We start from the raw sequence: 26153 nt of genomic DNA, 5'->3' as shown, positions 1-26153 counted from the left end.
TTTTTAACTATTAATTTTTAACATGTTTTGGTTGTGAATTATAAAAATCTATAATCTCAATGGTTTCAAAATCGTTAAAAGGCATAGCGAACTTTGAAAAAAGAGCTGTATTTGTACGAATTATTTTAGCTTCTTTGTCTAAATAATTAAATCTTAAATCACCTAAAGTTTCATAGACAGTTTCTTCATTAATTATTTTTGGAATTTTAAAAGTTTGTAGAGGAACTTCAACTAAAATATCTAACCAATTATTTGTCCAGTGTGCACCTACAACTTTTAAAGCTCCAACGGTATAATAATTTGCAGGGTCTGTTTTTTTTGTTGTAAATGTAATGGTTTCTTTTTCTGCAATATTTTTTATTTTTTCACCAAATTCAGCTCTTATTTGTTTGGAGGCATCTTCTAAGTTTTTAATATCATTTGCAATTTTTAAAAACCTTTCATCATTTACGTTTTTATTTTGAGTGAAAATTACTTCGGCTGTTTTTTGAAGTGCTTTTATTTTATCTTCATATATATTTATTTTATTCATTGCTTCGTGAGCTAGTTTAATAATAGTTGCTTTATCATTTAATCCTTTAGCATTAATTGTAAATAAAGAAGCGTCTTTAGAAGGTAAATTTCCCGTTATAATTTCATCATTTATATTATTATTTTTAGTTAAAGACTGATTGTCGTTTTTTGGGATTGTTGTGGAATGTCTTTCCTTAATTCTCATTGCTGCATCATATGATATTTTTAAACCAGCAACTACTATACTTGCAAATATTAATTGAGGAGCAATAGGTGCTAGGGAAGGAGCAAAAGCCATTACGCTAGCTGTTGCAGAAGTTACAGTTGCTTCTAAACCAATGAGTCCTATTGCAGTGCTTAATTCATTTAATAGAAATTTATTATTTGGATCAGCTAATGTAATTCCCATAGATTTTGTGGTTTCTTTAATGGTCTCCAATACTAGTTGTTTAGGACCTTGAAGTCCAGCGAGTATTCCTGAAATTGCTGTACTAGCAAATCCTAAGGCATCAGAAATCGAAGAATCTAAAACAAATATTTCATTATTGTAAAATGGACCATGGCTTTTATTCTTTTCAAATAATACATTATTTGGATTATTAAGAGTTTGAGGAACTATAAAATTTTTTTCTTTACTAATAAGTTTACTATCATTATCTTTTATTAAGAGATCTAGTTCACCAGATGCATTCGAATTTATTTTAATATTAAAATTTTCAAAAGCCAAGTATTTTGGGAGTCCATTTTCATCAAATTCCAAAATGATTGCTTCCGATTCTTTATTTTCCTTATAAATTAGTGTCTTTATAGTTTTTAAGTCATCAAATAAATCAAACCCTATAATATTGTTATTTATATGTAAGGCAAGCAAATCCATTTCAGGATCATCGGTTTTTATAATGACAAAATCTTCAAAAATACCAGCCTTTTTAGAACTTATGGTATTTTGAGTTATAATTTTATTTTGTGTGATCTCAAGAATTTTTTCTTTGATTGGATCTAAAATTTTTTCTGCTTGTTTTTTAGACATTGGTAAAGGATTGTCTATCCATTTATTGTTTGATTGATATTGTCTGTTTATTAAGGAAATAGTTAAGGTGTCTAAATTGTAATCAATTTTAAATTTTAACCGGTTTTTAATCATTAAACTTGTATAGATGTAAAAGTCACTATTACTTGTTGTAGTATTTTTAAATAGATATGTATTAGGTAATTTAAAATCTTTAAATGTAGTATTTACAGCATTCCAGGCTTGTTCTTTAGAAATATTGCTTATTTTAAAATTTGTATACTCTTGAGCAACTATTAAGTTATTTAAAAGAAAAAATAAGAGCGTAATAAGTAAAAGCTTTGTTTTCATAATGAGAGTTTTAGAATTACAAACAGATATAAAAAATCCCAGAAGTTATTCTGGGATTTTTTATTTCAATTGATAAAAGTTATCCAATTATTTTAATTACCCAATTTCCATTAACTTTAATTAATGAAACATTTTCATTATCGGTTTTACCATTTTTAAAATGAATTGTAAAGTCAACTTGAGCAGAATTGCCATCTTCACTTATTTTTTCTTCATTAATTGTTACTTTATCTAAACCTCCTTTTTTATCAAATTCTTTAGCTCCCATTCCAACCATTCCTTCTAATTTTTTAGTTTCATCATTAGATAATTGTTTGCCATCTTTGGTAACGTACATTTTGGCAACTTTATCAAACTCGTTATTTTTCATTTTCTCATAAAGAGATGTCACTGCCATTCCGGGCGTATTTGAACTAGTGCTATTGCAAGAACAAAATCCAGCAAATAGAATAATGACGAAAGTGGTCATGTAAATTTTTGAATTTTTCATAATAAATGTGTTTTTAATGGTTAAATAATTTTATAAAAAAATGGGGATTTTGTAAATTCAGATGGTAAAATAATTTGTTGATTACCAATAATGTAGTTAAATTCTTTTGGTTTTAATTTTAAATGAATTCCCACTGTTTTAAAAGCTTTTAATATCATTTCTGTACAGTATAATTTTGTATTTGTTGTTAAATCATATTTAGAATCAAATTCATATTTATTTATGTAATAACTATTTGCTACAATTACAACTTCATCTAGTTTTACTTGTTTAAAACTACTTCTATATATTGCAAATTTTGACGTATTGTTTGAATTTAAAAAAGAAGTTATGGTTTCTTTTTGGATTAAATTGGTTTTGCTTGGTACAGAGTGAATTACATATGGAGCCTTATTTTCGATACAAATAATACCAACATGCGTAAATTCAGTATTTTTATCTGCTAAATAAACTGCAAAACTATTTGTAGATCGTCCACAACGAAAAATTAAATCGCCATTATTAAGGTTAGTAAAATTGTTTGCTGATGTTATTTTATTTTTACAGCTAAAGTTTATAAAACAGAGTGCTGTTAAAAAAAATATTGTAATTATAATAGGAAGGAATAATAATTGAACTAATATAATCGCATTCTTAATCATAACGCAGAGTTTAAAACCTGGGGCTTTTTTCTCTATATGATTAATTTAGAAGTAGTGTAATAAATTTAATTAAAAATACTGGTATTGACAAGTTTAGTGTTTAAAATGTTTTTATTGTTATTTATTAAATCCATTGACAATCAATATAATCGGTAAGCATATGAAAAAGCAATCCAATTGCAATTATTCTAGTTTTTACGGGTATAAGTAAAAACAAGTAAAGAATTATGGCATAATAGGAGTGAAGAGGATGATAATTTATACTACACCTATTTGGGTTAAATAAAGGAGTTGCGTACAAATGATCTAAATCTATTAACATTGTAGCTAATAAAAGTAGATACACAGTTTTCCAGTTATTTTTAAAAAAAATATATGCTATTATTCCAGGAGCTAAAAAATGCAATCCATAATGTGTTAAAAATCGAACAAACTCCAAAATTTAAAATTCTAATGTTTGGCTTTCTAAATAATTTAAGGCATTAGGCCCCTCCATAAATAGTAAATCTAAAATACTTAAATTGGGAATAAAGCCATGGTTTTGTTCAAAAACCTGAATATATCTATCGAAAGTATAAATTGGTTCTCCTTTTGCTATGGCTAGTTTTCGAAAATCATTTTGTTTTATTTCTTTATTATATTCTTTGGTTTTTGAATATGCAATATTAGTTTGTAAAGCATCCATAATTGAGGAATGACATTTCAAATTTAAATCCAATAAGAAGTTGTGTTTTTTATTGAATATTGGTAATAAATCATCAATATAAAATTCAAAAAAAGGAGAAGAACTATAAGTAGTTGTTAGAGTTTTTAAATGAAGTTTATTCCAATTATCTTTATAATCAACCTTAACATCTTTAGTTTTTTGTTTTACACCTTTCATTTGCTCAATAGGAACATTTAATAAATGTTTTCCATTGGCAGTATAAATATAACAACGATTTCTATAAGTTTGTTTTTGAAAATTATCTTCAACCTCAAATTGTATTTTTTTAGAATTAACAATAGCGATGTATTGACTAATTGGAGAAAAATATGTAGGTTGAAATAGATTCATAAAATTTTTAAAGTAATTATAGACAATTCTAGATTAATCTATTTCTTCTTCTTTTTTACGCTTTCTATAACTGTTATAACCAAACCATAAAATTAATGCACCTAAGAAATAATACAAATATGAAACTGGTTTACCTTCACCATGAACTGTGGTGAAAACACGATCCCAACGTATTTTATTGGCTATTCCATCTCCATTTGTATCCCAACTAAACCAAATAAATACAGGTTTACCAACAACATGGTCAAAAGGAACATAACCCCAAAAACGCGCATCTTCAGAATTATGACGGTTATCTCCCATCATCCAATAGTAATTTTGCTTAAAAGTATAGGTTGTAGCCAATTCTCCATTTATAAAAATATCATCACCGTTAATAGTTAAATTATTATTTTCGTAAACTTCTATTATTCTTTTGTAAAAAGGTAACGAAGCTGAATTTAAATCAACTGTTTTTCCTGCTTCAGGTATGTATATTGGGCCATAATTATCTTCAGACCAAGGATATTGTTCGTTATGTGGAAAAACCCTAGAGTTAAATTCTCCAGCAGGAGCATTTTCTTTTATTATATTTTTAACTAATGGATTTTTTTTGAGTCTTGCAGCATTTTCATCGGTTAAATTAAGAATATAATATTCTCCCATATTACGCCCTTCCGTTATGTCGTATCTTTTTAAAGTTGTAGCACTTAATTGTTGACCGTTAGTTTCAACTTTGTGCATAAACTGAGGTTTTGCTCTATCCGGTAAAACCGTCTTTTCCCCATTTATATATATATATCCATTTTTAATTTCTAATGAATCACCTGCAATTCCTACACAACGTTTTACGTAGTTCGACTTTTTATCAATAGGTTTGTCAATATGAATATTAGACGTGTCAAAAAATCGTTGTACAGTATCAACTGGCCAACTAAAAACTACTATTTCATTTCTTTTGATGTCCTGAAAACCTGGAATTCTAAAATATGGAAGTTGTGGTTTTTTTAAATACGATTTAGTTCCAATAAAAGGTAATGAATCATGTACCATTGGAGCAGCAATGGTCGTCATTGGAGTCCTTGCTCCATAATGAAATTTGCTTACAAATAGAAAATCACCAATTAATAAAGATTTTTCAAGAGAAGAGGTTGGAATTGTATAGGGTTGCATAATATAAGTATGCACTATGGTAGCAGCAACAATTGCGAAAACAATTGAACTTACCCATTCACCAAGTTCAGTTCTCGATTTTAAACTTCTATCTTCAATATAATTAACATTTTCTATATAATTTAAATAATAAATATAAAAACCTAATGTAAAAACAGCTAAAAAAGAGTCGGTAGTTTTGTATTTACCAAAACTTCTAACAGTTTCAACCCAAATTACAGGAAACATTAATAAATTTATTATTGGAATAAATAATAAGATAACCCACCATGTTGGTCGGTTTATAATTTTCATTAGGACAATTACATTATAGATAGGTATAATTGCCTCCCAAGCTTTTTTTCCGGCTTTAACGTATAGTTTCCATGTTCCTAAAAAATGGATAACCTGAATTATTAAGAAAAATACAAACCACTCAATCATTGTCATAATAAATGTTTTTTAATATTATTTTAAACCTAATACGTCTTTCATAGAATAAACTCCTTTTTTTCCAAACAACCATTCAGAAGCAATTACCGCTCCTAAAGCAAATCCATCACGTGTAAATGCAGTATGTTTAATATCAATTGAATCGATAGATGATTTATACTCAATTGAGTGTGTTCCAGGAACGTCAGGAATTCTTTTTGCAACTATTGGTATCTCATTTTCGTTAGATGTTACATCTAATGCCCAATTTTTTTTATTGCTATGTTTTATAATACCTTCTGCTAAAGAAATAGCAGTACCACTTGGTGCGTCTAATTTTTTTGTATGATGAATTTCTTCCATAGAAATTTGATAATCAGTCAAATTACTCATCATTTTTGCTAAATACTCATTTAGTTCAAAAAAGATATTAACACCTAAACTAAAGTTAGAGGCATATATAAAACCTCCATTATTTTGTTTACAAAGTTCTAATGCTTCTTCATATTTATCTAACCAACCAGTTGTACCACTAACAACTGGTACATTGTTTTTTAAACAATTTGAAATGTTTTCAAATGCCACAGATGGAATACTAAAATCAATTGCTATATCAGCTAATTTTATATCATAGCTTTCTGTGTTTTCATCAACTTTTAAAACTATTTCATGTCCTCTTTGTAAAGCAATTTGTTCAATTGTTTTACCCATTCTTCCATAACCTAATAAAGCTATTTTCATTGTTAAAATTTAAAGTTAAGAGATGCAACTAGAGTAGATTTGTTGTTGGTTACATCTTTAATTATTTGTGGAGAAAATGTTAAATTATCATCCACATTATGTTGTAATAAATGTGCGTTTGTACTAGCTTCTAAAATTTGTAAAACATACAACGCAACTGTTACTAAGAGAGACAAGTCTCGGTCTTTTTTATAAGATTTTTGTGCCCTTACAAGTGCATCTTCTGAAAGGAAAATATTCCCATCTAAGCCATCAAATTCATGGGGTTTACCACTTTTTAATAATTTAAACGCGGTTCTAGATCTATTATATCTAGAATTGTTAAAATCATAGAAGTATACACCAGCTCCTAAGGCTCCATAAACGAAAGGAATTTTCCAATATTTTTTATTATAGGCTTGTCCTAAACCAGGTAGTATTGCCGAATAAAATGCCGCTCGTGATGGAGAAAGCATGTCAAATTCAACTGGGCTTACGGCAATAGAATCTTGAGCATTGATAATTAAATTGTCTTGAGCAAAACTAGATGTTGCAACAAAACTAATTAAACTGAAAAAAAAATATAGTTTTTTACTAAGCACTATTCAAGTAATTTTTTTAATCTGTTAAAATCTTCTTCAGAATGAAATGGAATAACAATTTTCCCTTTATCCTTTCCAGATAATTTAACGTCAATTTTATGACCAAAGTATTCACTAAATGTTTTAATTCCGTTATTTATAAATTTAGGAGTTTCTGTCTTTTTTGGAACGGCACTCTTTTTTTTTGGGGAGCCATCTTTATAGTCTTTAACAAGTTGCTCTGTTTGTCTTACAGAAAGTTTGTTTGCAACTATATTTTCGTAAATTTTTAATTGATCTTCTGAATCTTCGATGTTTATTAATGCCCGGCCATGTCCCATTGAAATAAATGAATCGCGCATTCCTGTTTGGATTATAGGATCTAATTTTAATAAGCGTAAATAATTTGTAATTGTTGATCTTTTTTTACCAACTCTTTTGCTCATTTCTTCTTGAGTAAGATCAATTTCATCAATTAATCTTTGATAGGACAGCGCAACTTCAATTGGGTCTAAATCTTTTCGCTGAATATTTTCAACCAAGGCCATTTCCAACATTTCTTGGTCATTGGCTAGTCTTATATAAGCCGGAATTGTTTCGTTTCCAATTAGTTTAGAAGCTCTAAACCTTCTTTCACCAGAAACAAGTTGGAACAATCCACTTTCTAATTTTCTAACAGTTATTGGCTGAATAACTCCTAGCTCTTTTATAGAACTTGCTAATTCTTGTAAAGCCTCTTCATTAAAATAACTTCTTGGTTGAAATGGATTAATTTCAATTTGATTTAATTCAATTTCTATAATACTACCAACAACTTTATCAGCATTTTTATCATTTGCAGAGGTAACATTTGTACTGTTTTCTTTTAATAGAGCCGATAAACCTCTTCCAAGAGCTTGTTTTTTAGTTGCTTTTGCCATTTTTAGGTATTACTGTGTTGTTTTAAAATTTCATGGGCTAAGTTAATATAATTTACTGCGCCTCTACTTGTTGCATCATAAGCTATAATGCTTTCTCCATAACTTGGAGCTTCACTTAAACGTACATTTCTTTGTATTATGGTTTTGAACACCATATCCTGAAAATGTTTTTTTACTTCCTCAACTACTTGATTTGATAACCTTAATCGAGAATCATACATTGTAAGTAATAATCCTTCAATATCCAAATCCGTATTATGAAGATTTTGAATACTTTTAATAGTATTTAATAATTTACCCAAACCTTCTAACGCAAAGTATTCACATTGAATAGGAATAATAACAGAGTCGGCGGCAACCAAGGCGTTTAAAGTAATTAACCCTAATGATGGAGCACAATCAATTAGAATATAATCGTATTCGTCTTTTATTTCAGCTAATGCCTGTTTAAGCATATATTCTCTATTGTCTTTATCTACTAATTCAATTTCAATAGCAACTAAATCAATATGTGCTGGAATTAAGGAAACATTTGGTGAATTTGTATCTACAACAGCTTCTTTTGCAGAAATAGCATGTTCCAATAATTGGTATGTACCAAATTCTACATCATCTACAATAACTCCTAAACCAGAGGATGCATTTGCTTGTGGATCGGCATCAATTAACAACACTTTCTTTTCTAACACGCCCAATGCAGCAGCTAAATTTACTGTAGTTGTAGTTTTTCCAACACCTCCTTTTTGATTGGCAACAGCAATAATTTTTCCCATAAAAGATTTTAGAATTTATTTAAGCCGTAAAAATACAATTATTTATGGTTTTTAAAAGTTAATATTGTTAACAAAGAATTAAAAAAATAAAAGCGATTGAATTAACAACCGCTTTTAATATTTACCTTTTAGTAGGTATATTCTCTAAAATTGTTAACAAATATTTCCAGAATTTTTGTGCCGATTTAATACTAGCTCGTTCATCTGGAGAGTGAGCTCCTTGTATTGTTGGTCCAAATGAAATCATATCCATTTCTGGATAATTTGTTCCAAGTATTCCGCATTCTAATCCTGCATGACAAGCAACTACGTTTGCTTTTTCATTGAATAACTTTTCATAAGAACTAGATAATACTTTTAAAATTGGAGAATCTACATTTGGTTTCCAACCCGGATATGAACCCGACAATGTTACCATATAACCAGCCATTTCAAAAGTTGATGTAAGCATATTTGTTAAATCATTTTTCGAAGATTCTACAGACGACCTTGTTAAACAAAGTATTTTAATAAGTTCATCTTTTACAATTACCCTTGCAACGTTATTAGAAGTTTCAACTAAATCTTCCATATCATTACTCATTCTATATACTCCATTATGTGCAGAGTATATTGTTTTTAGTAAAGTAGTTTGGCTAATGGCAGTCATCACCTTGTTAGGTGTTTCAACTTGTTTACATTCAATTTCTAAGTTAGGGTCAACAGTTTTTAATTCAGTCTTAATCTGTTTAATAATTTTTTTTGACTTCTTTAAAAAGCCATCTTTTTGAGAATTATAAACAGATATGATAGCAAAGCTTTCTCTTGGAATAGCATTTCTTAAACTACCACCATTAATTTCTGAAATTCTAATGGAATCTTGGATTTCATATAAAACTCTGTTCATTATTTTGTTAGCATTTCCTAAACCTTTATGAATATCCATACCCGAATGACCTCCGTTTAAACCTGTTACAGAGATAGCGTATCCAACACTATTTGAAGGTGTGTGAACTTCATTGTATGGATTTTCGGCAGTAATATCGATTCCACCTGCACAGCCTATATCAATTTCATCATCTTCTTCGGTATCTAAATTTAAAAGAATTTCACCATCTAAATAACCAGCTTGTAATCCCATTGCTCCAGTCATTCCAGTTTCTTCATCAATTGTAAACAAAGCTTCAATAGCTGGGTGTTTTATTTCAGATGAAGCTAAAACGCTCATAATTGCTGCAACTCCTAAACCGTTGTCGGCACCCAAAGTTGTTCCATCGGCTTTTACCCAATCACCTTCTATTTTCATTTTAATACCTTCTGTATCAAAATCAAAAACAGTGTCTGCATTTTTTTGATGTACCATATCTAAATGCGATTGCATAACTATGGTTTTTCTATTCTCCATTCCTGCAGAAGCAGGTTTTTTTATAATTACATTTCCAACTGGGTCAACAATTGTTTTTAGGTTTAATTTATTTCCAAAATTAACCATAAATTGTATTACACGTTCTTCTTTTTTTGAACCTCTTGGAACTGCATTTAAATCAGCAAAATTATTCCAAAGTGATGTTGGTTCTAAAGCTCTAATATCATTATTCATAACTAAGTTTTATAATAAGATTTTTAATTTATTTCAATAATAGTTTCACTAAGTTTTTTTCTAACTTTTTTCATTCCGCTCATGATGTCGTCTTTGGATCGAAATCCAACAGGTAACAATAAAACAGATTTTAAATTTAAAGCTTTTAAATTTAAAAGTTCATCAATTTTATCAGAAACAAATCCCTCCATAGGGCAACTATCAATTTTTTCTACCGCGCAAACTGTTAATAAATTACCAAGTATTATGTAAGTTTGATATATGGCAGATAATTGACGTTTTTCAAGTGGCATATTTTCATACATTTCTACTAACTGTTTTCTAAATGCAGAAACTACATCTTCAGAAGTTCCTCGAGTTTCTTTTTCTAAATTAAAATAATTGTTAATATCGTTTGTTGTTGTATCCGTATCAATGCATAATACCAACAAATGAGATGCGTCTGCAACTTGACGTTGATAATAAGAGTGCTCTACAAATTTTTCTTGTAGCTCTTTATTATTAATTACAATCATTTTTACGGGCTGTAAACCAAATGAAGTTGCTGTTAAATTAAAAGCTTCCTTTAGAGTGTTAACTTGTTGAGTAGATAGTTTTTTTGAGGAATCGAATTTTTTTACTGCATACCTCCATTTTAAACTATTTATAATGTCCATTTTAATCTGTTTTATGGGCAAATTTAATTCAAAAATATTTAAAATTAAGAAACAACAACTTTCAATTTTCAAAAGTAAAAGTTAATTTTTATTTTTATGAAGTTATAATATTGCTATGAACGAAAAATTAATACATTTTATATGGAAACTTAGGTTGTTTTCTACTAAAAACTTGCTTTCTACAAAAGGAGAAAGTATTGAAATTATTTCAAATGGAATTCAAAATTTTAATACAGGTCCAGATTTTTTTAATGCGAAAATTAGAATCAACAATCAGATTTGGGCAGGAAACGTTGAAATTCATTTAAACTCTTCCGATTGGTATAATCATAAGCATGAGCAAGATTCTAATTACGATTCAGTGATTTTGCATGTGGTTTGGCAACACGATATTGAGGTTTTTAGAGAGTCAAATGAAATAATTCCTACACTGGAATTAAAAAAATATATAACTCCTCAATTATTAATAAATTACGAAAATTTATTTGAAGGTAATAGGAAATGGATTAATTGTGAAAATGAAATTGAAACCGTTGATTCATTTGTAGTTAAAAATTGGATTGAACGTTTATATTTTGAAAGATTGGAAAATAAGTCTTTTGTTATTGAAGACTTATTAGTGAAAAATAAGAATGATTGGGAAGCTATATTATTTAAATTGTTAGCTAAAGGTTTTGGGTTAAAAGTAAATGGTGATGCCTTTTTAAATTTTGCAAATTCATTTGATTTTAACTTGGTAAGGAAGCTAAGTGGTGATAATGAGCAATTAGAATCCTTATTTTTTGGTCAAGCTAACCTTTTGTTTAAAGAATGCGAATCAGCTTATTTTATGAAATTAAAAAACGAGTTTGAATATTTAAAAACTAAGTTTAAAATAGAGCCAATTTCTAGCGGTCAGATTCAGTTTTTTAGACTTAGACCAAATAATTTTCCAACTATTAGATTATCTCAATTAGCAAGTTTATATAATAGTCATCAAAATTTATTTTCAAAACTTATGGAAATAAACTCTGTAAATCAATACTATAAATTATTTGAAATTTCGGCTGCTCCTTTTTGGCAAACGCATTATACCTTTGAAACTGAATCTAAAAAAAGCACTAAAAAACTTACAAAATCATTTATAGACTTGTTAATTATTAATACCATAATTCCATTAAAATTTGTTTATTTAAAAAGTTTAGGAAAAACTGATTTTAGCTTAATATTATCCTTAATTGAACAACTAAAACCAGAGAGGAATACAATTATTTCAAAGTTTAGCAACTTAAAAATAAAAAGTAAAAGTGCTTTTGAAACCCAAGCAATGCTTCATTTAAAAAATGAATATTGTAATAAGCAATTATGTTTAAACTGCGCTATTGGAAAAGAATTATTAAAACCTTAATTTTAACGATACCAATTTTTTAATTTTACTGAAATATTTGGGTCTTTTGAGATTACAATTTCTTTAAATTTTTTCACATCACTTAATCCATTTTTTCCTCTGTAATGATAAGGATATACTGTTTTAGGTTTGAATTCCAAAACTGCACTTGCCGCTTGATGTATATCCATAGTATAAGGTAAATTCATACAAACAAATGCAATATCAATATTTCTAAGTGATCTCATTTCTATAATGTCCCCAGTATCTCCAGATATGTAAATTCGTTTATCGCCAATAGATAAAATATAGCCGTTTCCTCTCCCTTTAGGATGTTTAGAATTAGATTCTTCAGGTAAATTATACATCGCAATTGCTTGAATAAAATAATCTAATCTATGAACCCCTTGTCCATTTTTTAAAACTACAATTTGTGATTTATATTTTTCTGGAAGTTTATTTGCTACGGCTTGTGGAACTATAAAAATACTTTTTGATGTATTTAATTGATTTAAAGTTGTTAAATCTAAATGATCTCCATGAATATCAGTAATTAAAATAATATCTGGGGTATTATTCGTTTTATAGATTTCAGAATTACCATGCGGATCAATAAATATAGACTTGTTGTTATGAGTTAATATTAAACTAGCGTGTGTAACGGGTTGAATACCTATAGAGCCATTTAATGTTTTTATTTGGTCAATATCAATGCTTTGAGCAAAACCAAAATTAATAGCAAGCAAAACGGATGAAATTAGTAGGTTTTTAAATTTCATAAAAATATGTTTAATTAATAAGTATAATTAATTTTATACTAAAGTATTAAAATCCAATATTATGCCAAATAAATAAAAAAATATAAAAAATTAGAAGTTGATTAACTTTTTCTTTTATCATAAAAGTCTTTTACCCAGGCAACCATTTGATTATCAGTAATTAAATCTGAATTATAAACACCTAATAGTTTATTGGATATTTTCATATTATTTCTAATTTCCTTTTCAAGTAAACGTTTCATTTTAGAAGGCCCAAATATAACAACACCATCAGAATTTTCAATTATTTTAACTAAGTCTTTCAGGAAAAACGTGATTTGTAAATTTTTTCGATTGAGTCTGTTTTTTTCATAAGTTAGATATTGTCCACCAAATCGACCGAATTTTTTTGATTCTCCTTTTACGCGTTCACGAGTTTCTACGTTCGATTCAATTTTTTTAAATGAACTTTTTCCGTTGTTGTAATTAACAATAATAGCTTGTTTGGTGTCTATCCAAATTCCAATGTTTTTTTTCATAATCTTAGTTTTAATGATTATTCAATTGGGGTAGAAAAGGTCGTTTTTTGCTACATTAAAGTTACAAAAAAAAGTGATGGTAAAAAATAAAAAATGCCATAACATCACGTTATGGCATTTTACGATTGATTGAACTAATTGTTTTCTAGAAACAATATTGGTTTTCAGTTATTAACTTTTCAGCAATAACTTTTCTTAATTTTATAGGGTTAGGGTTGTTTGTATATTTTGTAAAACGTTTTAATCCCATTAACATCATGCGCTGTTCATCTCCTTCAGAAAAGTATAAAATGGCTTCTTTTCCAAAACTATTTACGGTTTCAATGGCGTTAAATAGATTTAATTTGGCCATTGCAATTTGTTGCTCAGCTTCTTTTTCTGAAGTCTTAATAACTAATTTTTCAGCTTTTAAAATAGCTGATTCAGCCATATAAATTTCAATCATAATTTCAGCTGCAGCTAAAATCAATTGCTGATGCTTTTCTAAATCCATTCCAAATGTTTGAACTGCTTTTCCAGAGACCATTAAAAAAGCTTTTTTTAGTTTTTTTAACATATCTTTTTCTTCAGAAAGAACTTCTGAATAGTCAGGCGTTTCAAATGAAGGTATTCCCATTAAACTTTCACCAACTTGCATTGCTGGAGTTATAATATCTAACTGACCCTTCATTGCTTTTTTTAGCAACATTCCAACAGTTAAAAGTCTGTTTATTTCGTTTGTACCTTCATATATTCTTGTTATACGTGCGTCTCTCCAAGCACTTTCCATAGGGGTGTCCTTTGAGAATCCCATTCCTCCTAAAATTTGGATTCCCTCATCTGAAACAAATTGAGAAACTTCAGAAGCATATACTTTAATTATTGCGCATTCAATGGCATATTCTTGAAAAGCAGCTAGTTCTGCATCTTGATGAGATTTCCCTTCGGCTAAACCATCGTCAATCATATTTTGAATGTCTTTTGCTGCTCTATAACAAGCTGCGTCTATGGTAAAAGTTTTGGTGCACATTTCAGCATATTTTTTCTGAATAGCTCCAAAATTTGAAATTACAGTTTTAAATTGTTTACGTTCGTTTCCATATTTAACCGAATTTGTAATTATTCGTCTACTTGCATCTAGACAGGCAGCACCTAATTTAATTCGTCCAACATTAAGCGAGTTTAATGCAATTTTAAACCCTTTTCCTCTTTCGGAAAGCATATTTTCAACAGGTACTAATGTATCATTGAAAAATACTTGACGAGTGGATGAAGATTTGATTCCAAGTTTGTGCTCTTCTTCTCCAAGTGTAAGACCGTTTGGGTTTTCTTTGTCGTATTCTAAAATAAATGCAGTAATATTTTTATCGTCTTCAATTCTAGCGAAAACAATAAAGATTTCAGCAAAGCCTGCGTTTGAAATCCACATTTTTTGCCCATTAATTTTATAATGCGTTCCATCTTCAGTTAAAGTGGCTGTGGTTTTTCCTGAGTTTGCGTCACTACCAGCACCGGGTTCGGTTAGACAGTAAGCTCCAAATTTTTCTCCAGAAGTTAAGCTAGGTAAGTATTTCTGTTTTTGCTCTTCAGTTCCATATAAAAAAATTGGCATAGTTCCAATTCCTGTATGAGCTCCGAAAGCAGTTCCTACCGAACCAGTTGCAGCTGAAATATAATCTGTAACCAACATTGTAGAAACAAATCCCATACCAATTCCTCCATATTTTTCGGGAATGGAAACACCTAAAAAGCCCATTTCACCAGCTTTACGCATTACTTCTTCTGTGAGCGCATAATCTTTATTCTCAAAACGTTCTTTATGAGGCCAAACTTCACGGTCTATAAATTCAATAACCGCTTCTTTCATCATATTTTGTTCTTCATTAAAATCTTCAGAAATAAAAATATCTTCAGCTTTAATTTCTTTAATTAGGAATTCTCCTCCTTTAATTGTTGCCATTTTTTAGATAGATTTTTGGTGTTATTTTAATAATTCATAAACTCCTGCAGCACCTTGTCCGGTTCCCACACACATAGTTACTATTCCATATTTATTTTTACGACGACGCATTTCATTGAATAATTGTACTGAAAGTTTTGCGCCTGTACAACCTAATGGATGACCCAAAGCAATTGCTCCACCATTTACATTTACAATGTCTTGATTCATATTTAATTCGCGCATAACAGCTAAGGATTGTGATGCAAAAGCTTCATTTAACTCAAATAAGTCAATATCATTTAAAGATAAATTTGCTTGTTTTAAAGCCTTAGGAATTGCTTTTACAGGACCAATTCCCATAATGCGTGGTTCAACACCAACAGCAGCAAAAGAAACCATACGAGCAATTGGCTCAATATTTAATTCTTTAACCATTTCTTCACTCATTACCAATAGAAAGGCAGCTCCATCACTCATTTGAGATGAGTTTCCAGCGGTAACACTTCCTCCTTGAGCAAATACCGGTCTTAATTTAGCTAAAGCTTCTAGTGAGGTTCCTTTTCGTGGACCCTCATCAGCACTAACAGTATAATTTTTAGTTTGCTTTTTGCCGTTTTCATCTAAAAATATGTTTTCAACAGTAATTGGAACAATATCATCATCAAATTTATTATCTGTTTGAGCTTTTAAAGCTTTCATATGAGAGTTAAAAGCAAATGCATCTTGGTCTTCACGAGAAACTTTAAATTGTTCAGCAACAGCTTCAGCTGTTAATCCCATTCCCCAATAATAATCTTCATTACCTTCTTTGGCCGATTTGTAGTTTGGGACGGGACGATAACCTCCCATTGGAATATAACTCATGCTTTCTACACCTCCTGCAATTATACAATCGGCCATTCCAGATTGAATTTTAGCAACGGCAATACTTACTGTTTCTAAGCCCGATGCACAGTAACGATTAACTGTCATTCCAGGAACATCTTCAATTTTTAAACCCATTAATGAAATTAGACGTCCCATATTTAATCCTTGTTCGGCTTCGGGCATTGCATTACCAACAATTACATCATCAATTCTATGTTTATCTAATTGCGGAAAATCTTTTAATAAATGTTCAATAGTTTCTGCGGCTAATTCATCCGGTCTTTTAAATCTAAAGACTCCACGAGGAGCTTTACCAACTGCTGTTCTATATCCTTGTACTATATATGCTGTTTTCATGTGTTCTAGTTTCTTAAAGGTTTACCTGTTTTTAACATGTGCTCAATACGTTCTAAAGTTTTACGTTCAGTCATTAAACTCATAAAAGCTTCGCGTTCAAGATCTAAAAGGTATTTTTCTGATACTTTTGTTGGCTCAGATAAATCTCCCCCCGCCATAACGTAACCAAGTTTGTTTGCTATTTTTTTATCATGTTCGGATGCGTAATGTCCTTTTTCTAAACTATCAGTTCCAACCAAAAACATTCCTAAAGCTTGCTGTCCATAAACTAATACTTCTTTTGGCACTGGTTGAGTATAGCCGTCTTCAAGCATTTGGATTGCATGACGTTTAGCTGTTGCTATTTGCCGATCTTTATTTACAACTACAAGATCTTTATGATTTTTAAAGAAACCTAAATCATAAGCTTCATGTGCTGATGTAGCTACTTTGGCCATTGCTACATTAATAAAATAATCGCGTAACTTGTTTAATTTTACATCATCTTTTAATAAACCTTCAGAAGCACGTAATGCCATTTCTTTTGAGCCAGCACCTCCAGGAATAATTCCAACTCCAAATTCAACCAAACCAATATAGGTTTCAGCTGCAGCAATAACTTTATCGGCGTGCATACTCATTTCGCAAGCACCACCAAAGGTATATCCGTGAGGAGCAATTATAGTTGGACAAGATGAATAACGCAAGCGCATTACCGTATCTTGGAAATATTTAACGGAGAAATTAAGTTCATCATATTCTTGTTCAACGGCCATCATAAATGCCATTGCTAAATTTGCGCCTACGGAGAAATTAGCGGCTTGGTTTCCTAAAATTACAGCATCGTATTCAGTTTCAGCTAAATCAATTCCTTTATTGATAGCTTGTAAAACTTCTCCGCCCAACGTATTCATTTTAGATTGGAATTCTACATTTAAAACGCCATCACCTAAATGTTGAATAGAGGCACCCGCATTTGACCAAATTGTTTTAGCTTCACGAATATTGTCTAAAATAATAAAACTTTCTTGTCCAGGTATTTTTTTCTGTGTTTTAGATGGGATATCATAATAATATTTTGCTCCATCACAAACAGTGTAAAAAGATTTATGTCCAGAGGCAACCATTTCTGTTACCCAATTTGCTACAGTGATATTTTCGGCTTGCATTAACTCGATACCTTTTTCAATTCCGATGGCATCCCAAATCTGGTAAGGTCCATGTTCCCAGCCAAAACCAGCTTTCATAGCATCATCTAATCGGTATAATTCATCAGAAATTTCAGGAATTCTATTTTGTACATAGCCAAACATGGCAGCAAAATTTTTACGATAAAATTCACCAGCTTTGTCTTTTCCTTTTACTAAGATTTTAAAACGATCAATTACTTTATCGACGGTTTTTGTGAGTTCAAGTGTTGCAAATTTTGCTTTTTTACCAGGACGATATTCTAAGGTATTTAAGTCTAGGCCTAAAATTGATTTTTTCCCTCCTTCAACAATTTTTTTATAAAATCCTTGGTTTGTTTTACTTCCAAGCCATTTATTTTCCATCATGGTATTGATGAAGCTTGGAAGTTTAAACAATTCATGTGCTTCGTCTTTGGGGCAGTTTTCAAATATTCCGTTTGCAACATGTACTAATGTATCTAATCCAACAACATCAACTGTTCTAAATGTTGCAGATTTTGGTCGGCCAATTACTGGGCCTGTTAATTTATCAACCTCTTCAACTGTTAAGCCTAATTCTTTAACTTGATGAAAAAGACTCATGATACCAAAAATTCCAACTCTATTTCCAATAAATGCAGGAGTGTCTTTTGCTAAAACTGAAGTTTTACCAAGATATTTTTCACCATATACCATTAAAAAGTCTGTAACTTCTTGCGAACAATTAGGCCCAGGAATTACTTCGAATAATTTTAGGTAACGTGGTGGGTTGAAAAAATGGGTTACGGCAAAGTGTTTTTGAAAATCTTCACTTCTTCCTTCATTCATATATTTAATTGGTATTCCAGAAGTATTTGAAGTTATTAAGGTTCCTGGTTTACGGTACTTTTCAATTTTTTCAAAAACAGATTTTTTAATGTCTAATCGTTCAATTACAACTTCAATAACCCAATCTACGTCATTAATTTTACTTAAATCGTCATCTAAATTACCAGTGGAAATTCTACTTGCAAATTTTTGATTATAAATTGGTGAAGGTTTCGATTTTAAAGCTGCTTTTAAGCTATCATTTACAAGTCTATTTCTAACTATTTTGTCGTTTAAAGATAAACCTTTAGATTGTTCCAAAGCATTTAGTTCTCGAGGAATTATATCGAGTAGTAAAACTTCTACACCAATGTTTGCAAAATGACACGCAATTCCAGATCCCATAATTCCAGAACCTATTACTGCTACTTTTTTTATTGGTCTTTTCATTATTTTGATTTTTTATATAGTTGGTTTTGAATCTAAAAAAACAGCTCTATTAGAAATTAATTTATTTATAGTTTCTGCAACTTCTAAAAAGTGTTTTATTTTTTCGTCTGAAATGGCATTTCTCACGCATTGGTTAAATTGTATTACGTGTTCTCTTGAAATATCTCTTTTTTCTAATCCAAATTTTGTTAGTTTTATTAAAACACTTCTGCCGTCTTCAGGGTTTTTTTCTCTGTATATAGCTCCTTTTTCTTCCATACTTTTTAATATTCGAGATAGGCTAGTAGGTTCCATTCCCATTTGTGGACCTAAAGAAGTAGAAGGTGTTCCATTTTTTGAATCTATATTTAATAAAACAAATGCCATTGCCATTGTGCTATCATGTTTTATAGCCTGTTCATTGTACATTTTTGCAACTGCTTGCCAAGTGGCTCGCAAGGTGTGATCTATAGTCAATTCTTTCTGCATTTTCCAAATATATAAAAAAATACTATGCACGCATAATAAATATTAAAAAAATGTTTTCGACAAAAATTGTTTGGTTATTAAAAAAAAAAAGGATAAGTTTAAAATTCAAATCACAAACTGACAATTATGGCTACATTAGAATATATAGGGAAAATAATTAAACAAGAAAATATTGATACGGTAGATGAAAACAAAATTCCAAGAACATTTGTAATTAATGTACCAAACCCGTATGATTCGTATTATAGTAGGTTTACTGATGTTGAAAAACCAGACTCAATTATTTTTGTAACCAAAACTCCAAATTCATTTGAAAAAATTTTGAGAGTTACTAAAAAAATTAATGAAAAGCATAACCTTAATTTAGATAGTGCTAAATGTGAAGTTACCATTGGATCGAGAAAGTTAAATGGAATTCGGGTAAAAGGAATTAATAGATATCCTGAAATTGAAAAAGTGCAACAATATTATAAAGATGCTGGTTATGATTTTGCCAAAAGCGAAAAATTTAAAGATGTAGACTCGTTAATTCGTATAAACAGATTTTTTAATATTGAAAAATTAGCAGAAGGTGTTTTTAAAGCCAATAATGAGCAAGATGTTTATTATGTTACTATTCCAAGGTATATGCCTTGGGATGAATTTAGAAGAATAACTTTTGAAATAAAGAATAACATTTCAGATAAAAATTACGATATAGCCAAAGGAATTGTTTACATAGATGGTGGAATTAAAGAGTTTTTAAGAATTGTAAAACCTAAATATACTTTAGAAAGTATTCAATTGATTAGAGACAAATACATTGAAAAACTTCAATAATTTTATTTAAAGTTTATCCAAATTTTAATAAATTAAAGCTATTTTCGTTTGTTGATTAAAAAATCGCAATATGGAAAACGTTTTAAAAGTTGATGGTGTAAGTAAAAGTTATGGAAATTTTACAGCATTAAACAACATATCCATTGCAGTTCCTAAAGGAAGTGTATTTGGATTGTTAGGGCCCAATGGCGCCGGAAAAACTTCATTAATACGCATTGTTAACCAAATTACGCTGCCTGATTCTGGTAAAATTTATTTAGATGGAGAAGAGTTAAAACCAGATCACGTTCATCAAATAGGTTATTTACCAGAGGAAAGAGGTTTGTATAAAAGTATGAAAGTTGGTGAACAAGCATTGTATTTGGCACAATTAAAAGGATTGTCTCACTCCGAAGCTAAAAAGAGGCTTAAAATGTGGTTTGAAAAGTTTGATATTTCAGATTGGTGGGATAAAAAAATTCAAGAACTTTCAAAAGGAATGGCTCAAAAGGTACAATTTATTGTTACTGTGATGCACCAACCAAAATTGCTAATTTTTGATGAACCTTTTAGTGGATTTGATCCAATTAACGCTAATTTAATAAAAGATGAAATTCTAAAATTACGCGATGAAGGTGCTAGTATTATTTTTTCCACTCATAGAATGGAATCGGTTGAAGAAATGTGCGAGCATATTGCCTTAATTAATAAATCCAATAAAATTTTAGACGGAAAACTAAGTGATATAAAACTAGAGTTTAAAGAGAATAAATTTGAAGTGGGTTTACAGTGTGATAATAAGGAAGAATTATTTAATGAAATTAAAAATAAATTTATTGCTGAAAAATCAACTAATTTTAATGGTTCGAACTTAGGGATGACAATTCAGTTGCCTCAAAATGAAGGTTCAACAGGTTTAATTAAATTTTTGAATAGTAAAGCACAAATAACACATTTTACGGAAATTATACCAAGTGCTAACGATATATTTTTAAAAGCAGTTGCCAACAATGGATAAATTAAAACTAATTATAAAAAGAGAGTTTTTAGCTAAGGTTAAAAATAAATCATTTATTATTTTAACCTTATTAAGTCCGGTTTTAATGGTTGGTTTAATAATGTTAATTGTATTTTTAAATCAGAAAAATAGTGAAGACATTAAAACGATAGCCTATGTTGATAACAGTGGGTTAATGGCATCGGTGTTAAAAGACACAGAACACACAAAATATTTAGATTTGCACGCTTTAGGTTTAGAAGAAGCTAAGGCAAAAACCAATGAGTTTTACTATGGTTTAATATATATTCCTAAAGTTGATAGTTTACAACAATTAGAAAAAAATATTTCATTTTACTCTAAAGAATCTCCAAGTTTAAGTTTAGTAAGTAGTATTGAGAGTAAACTTGAAAAAAGAATTCAAAACCTACGTTTAGAGGCGATGAACTTTGATTTAGAACTATTAAAATCTGCTGAAACTAATGTCGATTTTATTACTGAGAATTTTGAAGGGAAAAAATCTTCAAAAATTGGAAGCATTTTAAAAATGGCTGCCGGTGGAGGTTTTGGATATTTAATTTTTATGTTTATTATTATTTATGGTACTTCGGTAATGAGAAGTGTTATTGAAGAAAAAACAAGTAGAATAATAGAGGTAATTATTTCTTCTGTTAAACCTTTTCAGTTAATGCTTGGAAAGATTTTTGGAAATGCCCTAGCAGGAGTTTTACAATTTGTAATTTGGATGATTTCGGCTGGTTTTTTGTTATTTATTATAACTTTAATTTTTGGACCTGAAGCAACAAATATGAACGGAGTTCAAGGAGTTGGTGTTTCTACTGAAATGGCCAATCAGGTTCAAGAAACTGCAAATAATGACCTTCAATTAGTTTTAGCTGAGATGAAAAATTTACCAATAATGACACTGTTTTTCTCATTTATAATTTATTTTGTTGGAGGCTATTTAATTTACAGCTCAATTTATGCAGCCATTGGAGCTGCAGTTGATAGCGAAACCGATACACAACAATTTATGATGCCGGTATTAATGCCATTAATGATTGCAATTTATGTAGGTTTTTCGGTAATTGAAAATCCACACGGGCCAATTGCAGTTGGTTTCTCAATATTTCCATTAACTTCTCCAATTGTAATGTTAATGAGGATTCCATTTGGAGTTCCGTGGTGGCAATTAGTGGTGTCTATGGTTTTATTAATAATAACCTTTTTAGGAATGGTTTGGTTTGCTGCTAAAATTTATAGAGTTGGTATTTTAATGTATGGAAAAAAACCAAGCTATAAAGAATTGTATAAATGGTTGAAATATTAAAATGGAAACAATAAGAAGCATATTAAATTTTAGTTTTTCTATAACAGAAGATATACAAATCTCTGTAAGCATTATTTTACTTTTAATACTAGCATTTGTATTGACTAATTTCTTGTTAAGAGGAATTAGGAAACTAGTTAACAAAAAGGTAGATGAACAAGATATAGGAAGGTTTAGTAGTGTATTTTCGTTTATTAAATATATAATTTATGTTTTTGTAATTATAATTGTCCTAGAATCCTCAGGAGTTAATGTTAGTGTATTTTTGGCTGGTTCAGCAGCATTACTTGTTGGAATTGGATTAGGTCTTCAAACACTTTTTCAAGATATTATTTCAGGTATTTTTATAATTTTAGATAAAACACTACATGTTAATGATATTATAGAGATTGATAATTTATTTGGTAAAGTTTTTGAAATTAAATTAAGAACAACACGTATTGTAACAGTTCAAAACAAAGTAATTATTATACCAAACCACAGATTTTTAACAAATAATCTAATTAATTGGACACAAAACGGAACTACAATAACAGAAACGCTAGAAGTAGGTGTGGCATATGGTTCGGATGTTCAACTAGTTAAGAAAATACTTATAGAGGCTGCTTTAGAACATCCAAAGGTGTTGAAAATTAAATCTCCAGATGTTTTGTTTATGGATTTTGCAGATAGCGCTTTACTTTTTAGATTACGCTTTACAATTAATGACAGTTATTACCAATTAAAAATAAAAAGTGAATTACGTTTTGCCATTTATGAAAAATTTAATAAAAATAATATCAAAATTCCTTTTCCTCAAAGAGATATTCACTTGTATAATCAGGATAATAATAACGAATAATATTCAGAAGAATTAACAAAACATAAAAATGGCTTGCTTTTTGAAGTGCCTACAATTATAAATTACAACTTTTCAAAATAAAAAGAATATATGTCGAAAATATTAATAATTGAAGATGAAGCTGCAATTCGCAGAGTTTTAAAGAAAATAATTTCAGAAGAAAACGATGACTATCAGGTTGAAGAGGCAGAAGATGGGTTAATGGGGATAGAAATGATTTCAAAATCGGATTTTGATTTGGTTCTTTGCGATATTAAAATGCCAAAAATGGATGGTGTTGAAGTATTAGAAAAGGTTAAAAAAATAAAGCCTGAAATTCCAATGGTTATGATATCGGGTCATGGTGATTTGGACACAGCAGTGAATACTATGCGTTTGGGGGCATTCGATTATATATCTAAACCACCAGATTTAAATCGTTTGTTAAATACTGTTAGAAATGCTCTAGATAGAAAAGAATTAGTTGTTGAAAATAAATTACTAAAGAAAAAGGTTAGTAAAAAATACGAAATGATTGGTGAAAGTGAGCCAATTTCGCACATCAAAGCAATTATAGAAAAAGTGGCGCCAACTGACGCAAGAGTGTTAATAACTGGGCCAAATGGAACAGGGAAAGAATTGGTAGCACACTGGCTACATGAAAAAAGCGAAAGAACAAAAGCACCAATGGTTGAAGTAAATTGTGCCGCAATTCCTTCTGAGCTTATTGAAAGTGAGTTGTTTGGTCACGTAAAAGGATCGTTTACAGGAGCTAATAAAGATAGAGCTGGAAAGTTCGAAGCCGCCAATGGAGGTACCATTTTTTTAGATGAAATAGGAGATATGAGTCTTTCTGCTCAGGCAAAGGTTTTAAGAGCTTTGCAAGAAAACAAAATTTCTAGAGTTGGAAGTGATAAAGATATAAAAGTGAATGTTAGAGTAATTGCTGCCACAAACAAAAATTTAAAAAAGGAAATTTCGGAAGGTAGATTTAGAGAAGATTTATATCATAGACTAGCAGTGATACTTATTAAAGTTCCTGCTTTAAATGAAAGACGCGATGATATTCCATTGTTAATTAACTTTTTTGCTAATCAAGTCGCTACTGAACAAGGAAATGCAGTAAAATCATTTTCCTCAAAAGCCATAAAACTGTTACAAGAATATGATTGGACAGGAAATATTAGAGAACTAAGAAATGTAGTTGAACGATTAATAATATTAGGTGAAAAAGAAGTTTCGGAAAACGATGTAAAACTTTTTGCAAGTAAATAGCTAAACCTTATAGTGTTTAAATTTTAGTATAAAAAAATCTTATGTTAATATAAATAATTAGCATAAGATTTTCTGTTTTCTAATAAATTTTGAACATATATTTGTAGTGTCAAAAAAGAATATTAATAATTAAAAAATAAATAAAAATGGCAACAGCAGTAGGTAAAAAATTTCCAGATTTAAATGTAGATGCAATGAACGAAATGGGTGATACATTTAAAGTTAATGTGTTGGAAGAAGCTATAAATAATAAAAAGAAAGTTGTATTATTTTGGTATCCTAAAGATTTTACATTTGTTTGTCCAACTGAATTACACGCTTTTCAGGCTGCACTAGGTGAATTTGAAAAGAGAAATACAGTTGTAATTGGAGCTTCCTGTGATACTCCAGAAGTGCATTTTGCTTGGTTAAATACACCAAAAGATAATGGAGGAATAGAAGGTGTAACTTATCCAATCTTGGCAGATAGCAACCGTAACTTATCAAGTATTTTAGGAATTTTAGATATTACTAATGAAACTTATGATGAGGAAACAGGAACTGTACAGGTTGAAGGAGATAATGTAACATATAGAGCAACTTATATTATCGATGAAGATGGTGTTGTACAACACGAAAGCATTAACAATATGCCTTTAGGTAGAAATGTTGGTGAATATTTACGTCTTATTGATGCATTGACACACGTTCAAGAAAAAGGAGAAGTTTGTCCTGCAAACTGGGAAGAAGGAAAAGATGCAATGGCACCAAATGCAAAAGGAACAGCTGATTATTTAGCTTCACATTAAAAAAATAAGAATTATGTTTCAAGAATTAACAGAAGATAATTTAGAGCAAATTGTTGCTGACAATAAAACCGTAGTTGTACAATATGCTGCTACTTGGTGTGGTAATTGTAGAATTATGAAACCAAAATTTAAAAAATTAGCTTCAGAAAATCCAGATGCTGTTTTTGTACTTGCAGATGCAGAAAAGTTTCCAAATACTCGTAAATTAGCAACGGTAGATAATTTACCAACGTTCGCAACTTTTACCGAAGGAGCTTTTGTTAATCAAGTACAAACAAACAAATTCGAAATTTTAAAAGATTTAGTAGATGAAGTTACCAGTAATTAAGCATTTAACGAATTTTATCGAAGAAAACGATGAGGATTACGTTTTAGAGACTATTGAAACTTTAGAAGCTTTAACCGAAGTTTCTTCACTAAAAGATGAAGAATTGGATGTAATTGGAGAAATAATTTCTAATTTATATGGAGCCATAGAAGTTGATAAAATGGTAAAAGGTGGAATGCCTAAAAAAGAAGCATTAAATACGTTTATGAAACGTGTTTTAGGATCTATCGATACTTAATTTACTACTAAAAAAATCAAAAATAAAAATCCCGAGTTTATAGCT

General features: G+C 29.7%; 27 protein-coding genes. 9 read left to right on the top strand and 18 right to left on the bottom strand.

The features are described 5' to 3' along the window. Positions 1-10: 10 nt before the first annotated feature. From Q0776_RS15875 to Q0776_RS15820, 12 genes are all read right to left on the bottom strand, one after another. A complete protein-coding gene (locus Q0776_RS15875) occupies positions 11-1873 on the bottom strand; it encodes a hypothetical protein (protein ID WP_298370392.1) in 1863 nt (620 codons plus the stop codon). A 79-nt stretch (positions 1874-1952) separates the two neighbouring features. After that, positions 1953-2363: a DUF4878 domain-containing protein gene (locus Q0776_RS15870; RefSeq protein WP_298370390.1), complete on the bottom strand. Its 411-nt coding sequence runs from the start codon at positions 2361-2363 to the stop codon at positions 1953-1955. Positions 2364-2383: 20 nt separating this feature from the next. Beyond that, on the bottom strand, positions 2384-3004 hold the full coding sequence (locus tag Q0776_RS15865) for a YiiX/YebB-like N1pC/P60 family cysteine hydrolase (protein WP_298370388.1): 621 nt from the start codon (positions 3002-3004) through the stop codon (positions 2384-2386). A 124-nt stretch (positions 3005-3128) separates the two neighbouring features. Next, positions 3129-3443: a DUF6122 family protein gene (locus tag Q0776_RS15860; RefSeq protein WP_366139409.1), complete on the bottom strand. Its 315-nt coding sequence runs from the start codon at positions 3441-3443 to the stop codon at positions 3129-3131. 3 nt (positions 3444-3446) lie between these two features. Then, positions 3447-4061, bottom strand: coding sequence for a WbqC family protein (locus tag Q0776_RS15855; RefSeq protein ID WP_298370387.1), 615 nt, complete (start codon positions 4059-4061; stop codon positions 3447-3449). Between the two features lie 33 nt (positions 4062-4094). After that, the gene (gene lepB, locus Q0776_RS15850; protein ID WP_298370384.1) at positions 4095-5642 is read right to left on the bottom strand and encodes a signal peptidase I; all 1548 of its coding nucleotides are present in this window, start codon (positions 5640-5642) and stop codon (positions 4095-4097) included. A gap of 18 nt (positions 5643-5660) precedes the next feature. Further along, positions 5661-6365 (bottom strand): 4-hydroxy-tetrahydrodipicolinate reductase, encoded by a 705-nt coding sequence (dapB, locus tag Q0776_RS15845; RefSeq protein ID WP_298370381.1) that lies wholly within the window; start codon positions 6363-6365, stop codon positions 5661-5663. 2 nt (positions 6366-6367) lie between these two features. After that, positions 6368-6946: a DUF5683 domain-containing protein gene (locus tag Q0776_RS15840; protein WP_298370379.1), complete on the bottom strand. Its 579-nt coding sequence runs from the start codon at positions 6944-6946 to the stop codon at positions 6368-6370. Further along, positions 6946-7845, bottom strand: a complete 900-nt coding sequence (locus tag Q0776_RS15835) for a ParB/RepB/Spo0J family partition protein (protein WP_298370377.1) — start codon at positions 7843-7845, stop codon at positions 6946-6948. The genes Q0776_RS15840 and Q0776_RS15835 overlap by 1 nt, the downstream gene beginning before the upstream one ends. A 2-nt stretch (positions 7846-7847) precedes the next feature. Beyond that, complete coding sequence (locus Q0776_RS15830) at positions 7848-8618, bottom strand: AAA family ATPase (protein WP_298370374.1); 771 nt, start codon at positions 8616-8618, stop codon at positions 7848-7850. A gap of 121 nt (positions 8619-8739) precedes the next feature. Then, positions 8740-10197: an aminoacyl-histidine dipeptidase gene (locus Q0776_RS15825; protein ID WP_298370371.1), complete on the bottom strand. Its 1458-nt coding sequence runs from the start codon at positions 10195-10197 to the stop codon at positions 8740-8742. A 23-nt stretch (positions 10198-10220) separates the two neighbouring features. Continuing rightward, positions 10221-10853, bottom strand: coding sequence for a nitroreductase family protein (locus Q0776_RS15820; RefSeq protein ID WP_298370368.1), 633 nt, complete (start codon positions 10851-10853; stop codon positions 10221-10223). Between the two features lie 115 nt (positions 10854-10968). Between Q0776_RS15820 and Q0776_RS15815 the strand changes: the two genes are divergently transcribed. Next, positions 10969-12240: a DUF2851 family protein gene (locus Q0776_RS15815; protein ID WP_298370366.1), complete on the top strand. Its 1272-nt coding sequence runs from the start codon at positions 10969-10971 to the stop codon at positions 12238-12240. Between the two features lie 2 nt (positions 12241-12242). Here Q0776_RS15815 and Q0776_RS15810 read toward each other — a convergent pair whose 3' ends face one another. From Q0776_RS15810 to Q0776_RS15785, 6 genes are all read right to left on the bottom strand, one after another. Then, complete coding sequence (locus Q0776_RS15810) at positions 12243-12998, bottom strand: MBL fold metallo-hydrolase (protein WP_298370364.1); 756 nt, start codon at positions 12996-12998, stop codon at positions 12243-12245. Between the two features lie 101 nt (positions 12999-13099). Further along, entirely contained in the window at positions 13100-13516 is a 417-nt protein-coding gene (locus Q0776_RS15805; protein WP_298370361.1) for a hypothetical protein, read from the bottom strand. Positions 13517-13661: 145 nt separating this feature from the next. Beyond that, positions 13662-15455: an acyl-CoA dehydrogenase family protein gene (locus Q0776_RS15800; RefSeq protein ID WP_298370358.1), complete on the bottom strand. Its 1794-nt coding sequence runs from the start codon at positions 15453-15455 to the stop codon at positions 13662-13664. A gap of 21 nt (positions 15456-15476) precedes the next feature. Beyond that, positions 15477-16661 (bottom strand): acetyl-CoA C-acyltransferase, encoded by a 1185-nt coding sequence (locus Q0776_RS15795; RefSeq protein WP_298370356.1) that lies wholly within the window; start codon positions 16659-16661, stop codon positions 15477-15479. A 5-nt stretch (positions 16662-16666) separates the two neighbouring features. Further along, complete coding sequence (locus tag Q0776_RS15790) at positions 16667-19066, bottom strand: 3-hydroxyacyl-CoA dehydrogenase/enoyl-CoA hydratase family protein (RefSeq protein ID WP_298370353.1); 2400 nt, start codon at positions 19064-19066, stop codon at positions 16667-16669. A gap of 12 nt (positions 19067-19078) precedes the next feature. Continuing rightward, positions 19079-19534: a MarR family transcriptional regulator gene (locus Q0776_RS15785; RefSeq protein ID WP_298370350.1), complete on the bottom strand. Its 456-nt coding sequence runs from the start codon at positions 19532-19534 to the stop codon at positions 19079-19081. A gap of 126 nt (positions 19535-19660) precedes the next feature. On the opposite strand from Q0776_RS15785, the gene Q0776_RS15780 reads away from it, so the two are divergent. From Q0776_RS15780 to Q0776_RS15745, 8 genes are all read left to right on the top strand, one after another. Next, positions 19661-20353, top strand: coding sequence for a hypothetical protein (locus tag Q0776_RS15780; RefSeq protein ID WP_298370347.1), 693 nt, complete (start codon positions 19661-19663; stop codon positions 20351-20353). A 70-nt stretch (positions 20354-20423) separates the two neighbouring features. Then, positions 20424-21350, top strand: a complete 927-nt coding sequence (locus Q0776_RS15775) for an ATP-binding cassette domain-containing protein (protein ID WP_298370345.1) — start codon at positions 20424-20426, stop codon at positions 21348-21350. Further along, positions 21343-22659, top strand: a complete 1317-nt coding sequence (locus tag Q0776_RS15770) for an ABC transporter permease (protein ID WP_298370342.1) — start codon at positions 21343-21345, stop codon at positions 22657-22659. Before Q0776_RS15775 ends, Q0776_RS15770 begins: the two co-directional genes overlap by 8 nt. Position 22660: 1 nt before the next feature. Continuing rightward, positions 22661-23500: a mechanosensitive ion channel domain-containing protein gene (locus Q0776_RS15765; protein ID WP_298370339.1), complete on the top strand. Its 840-nt coding sequence runs from the start codon at positions 22661-22663 to the stop codon at positions 23498-23500. A 90-nt stretch (positions 23501-23590) separates the two neighbouring features. Beyond that, positions 23591-24754, top strand: a complete 1164-nt coding sequence (locus tag Q0776_RS15760) for a sigma-54 dependent transcriptional regulator (protein WP_298370337.1) — start codon at positions 23591-23593, stop codon at positions 24752-24754. 146 nt (positions 24755-24900) lie between these two features. Beyond that, the gene (locus Q0776_RS15755) at positions 24901-25542 is read left to right on the top strand and encodes a peroxiredoxin (RefSeq protein ID WP_298370334.1); all 642 of its coding nucleotides are present in this window, start codon (positions 24901-24903) and stop codon (positions 25540-25542) included. Between the two features lie 13 nt (positions 25543-25555). Then, entirely contained in the window at positions 25556-25870 is a 315-nt protein-coding gene (locus Q0776_RS15750; RefSeq protein WP_298370331.1) for a thioredoxin family protein, read from the top strand. Continuing rightward, entirely contained in the window at positions 25851-26108 is a 258-nt protein-coding gene (locus Q0776_RS15745; protein ID WP_298370329.1) for a hypothetical protein, read from the top strand. The genes Q0776_RS15750 and Q0776_RS15745 overlap by 20 nt, the downstream gene beginning before the upstream one ends. Positions 26109-26153: the final 45 nt, after the last annotated feature.

Origin of the sequence: uncultured Lutibacter sp. (genome assembly GCF_947495725.1) — a bacterium.
In the GTDB taxonomy this organism is placed as follows: domain Bacteria; phylum Bacteroidota; class Bacteroidia; order Flavobacteriales; family Flavobacteriaceae; genus Lutibacter.
This window is presented reverse-complemented; position numbering and strand designations above follow the sequence as displayed.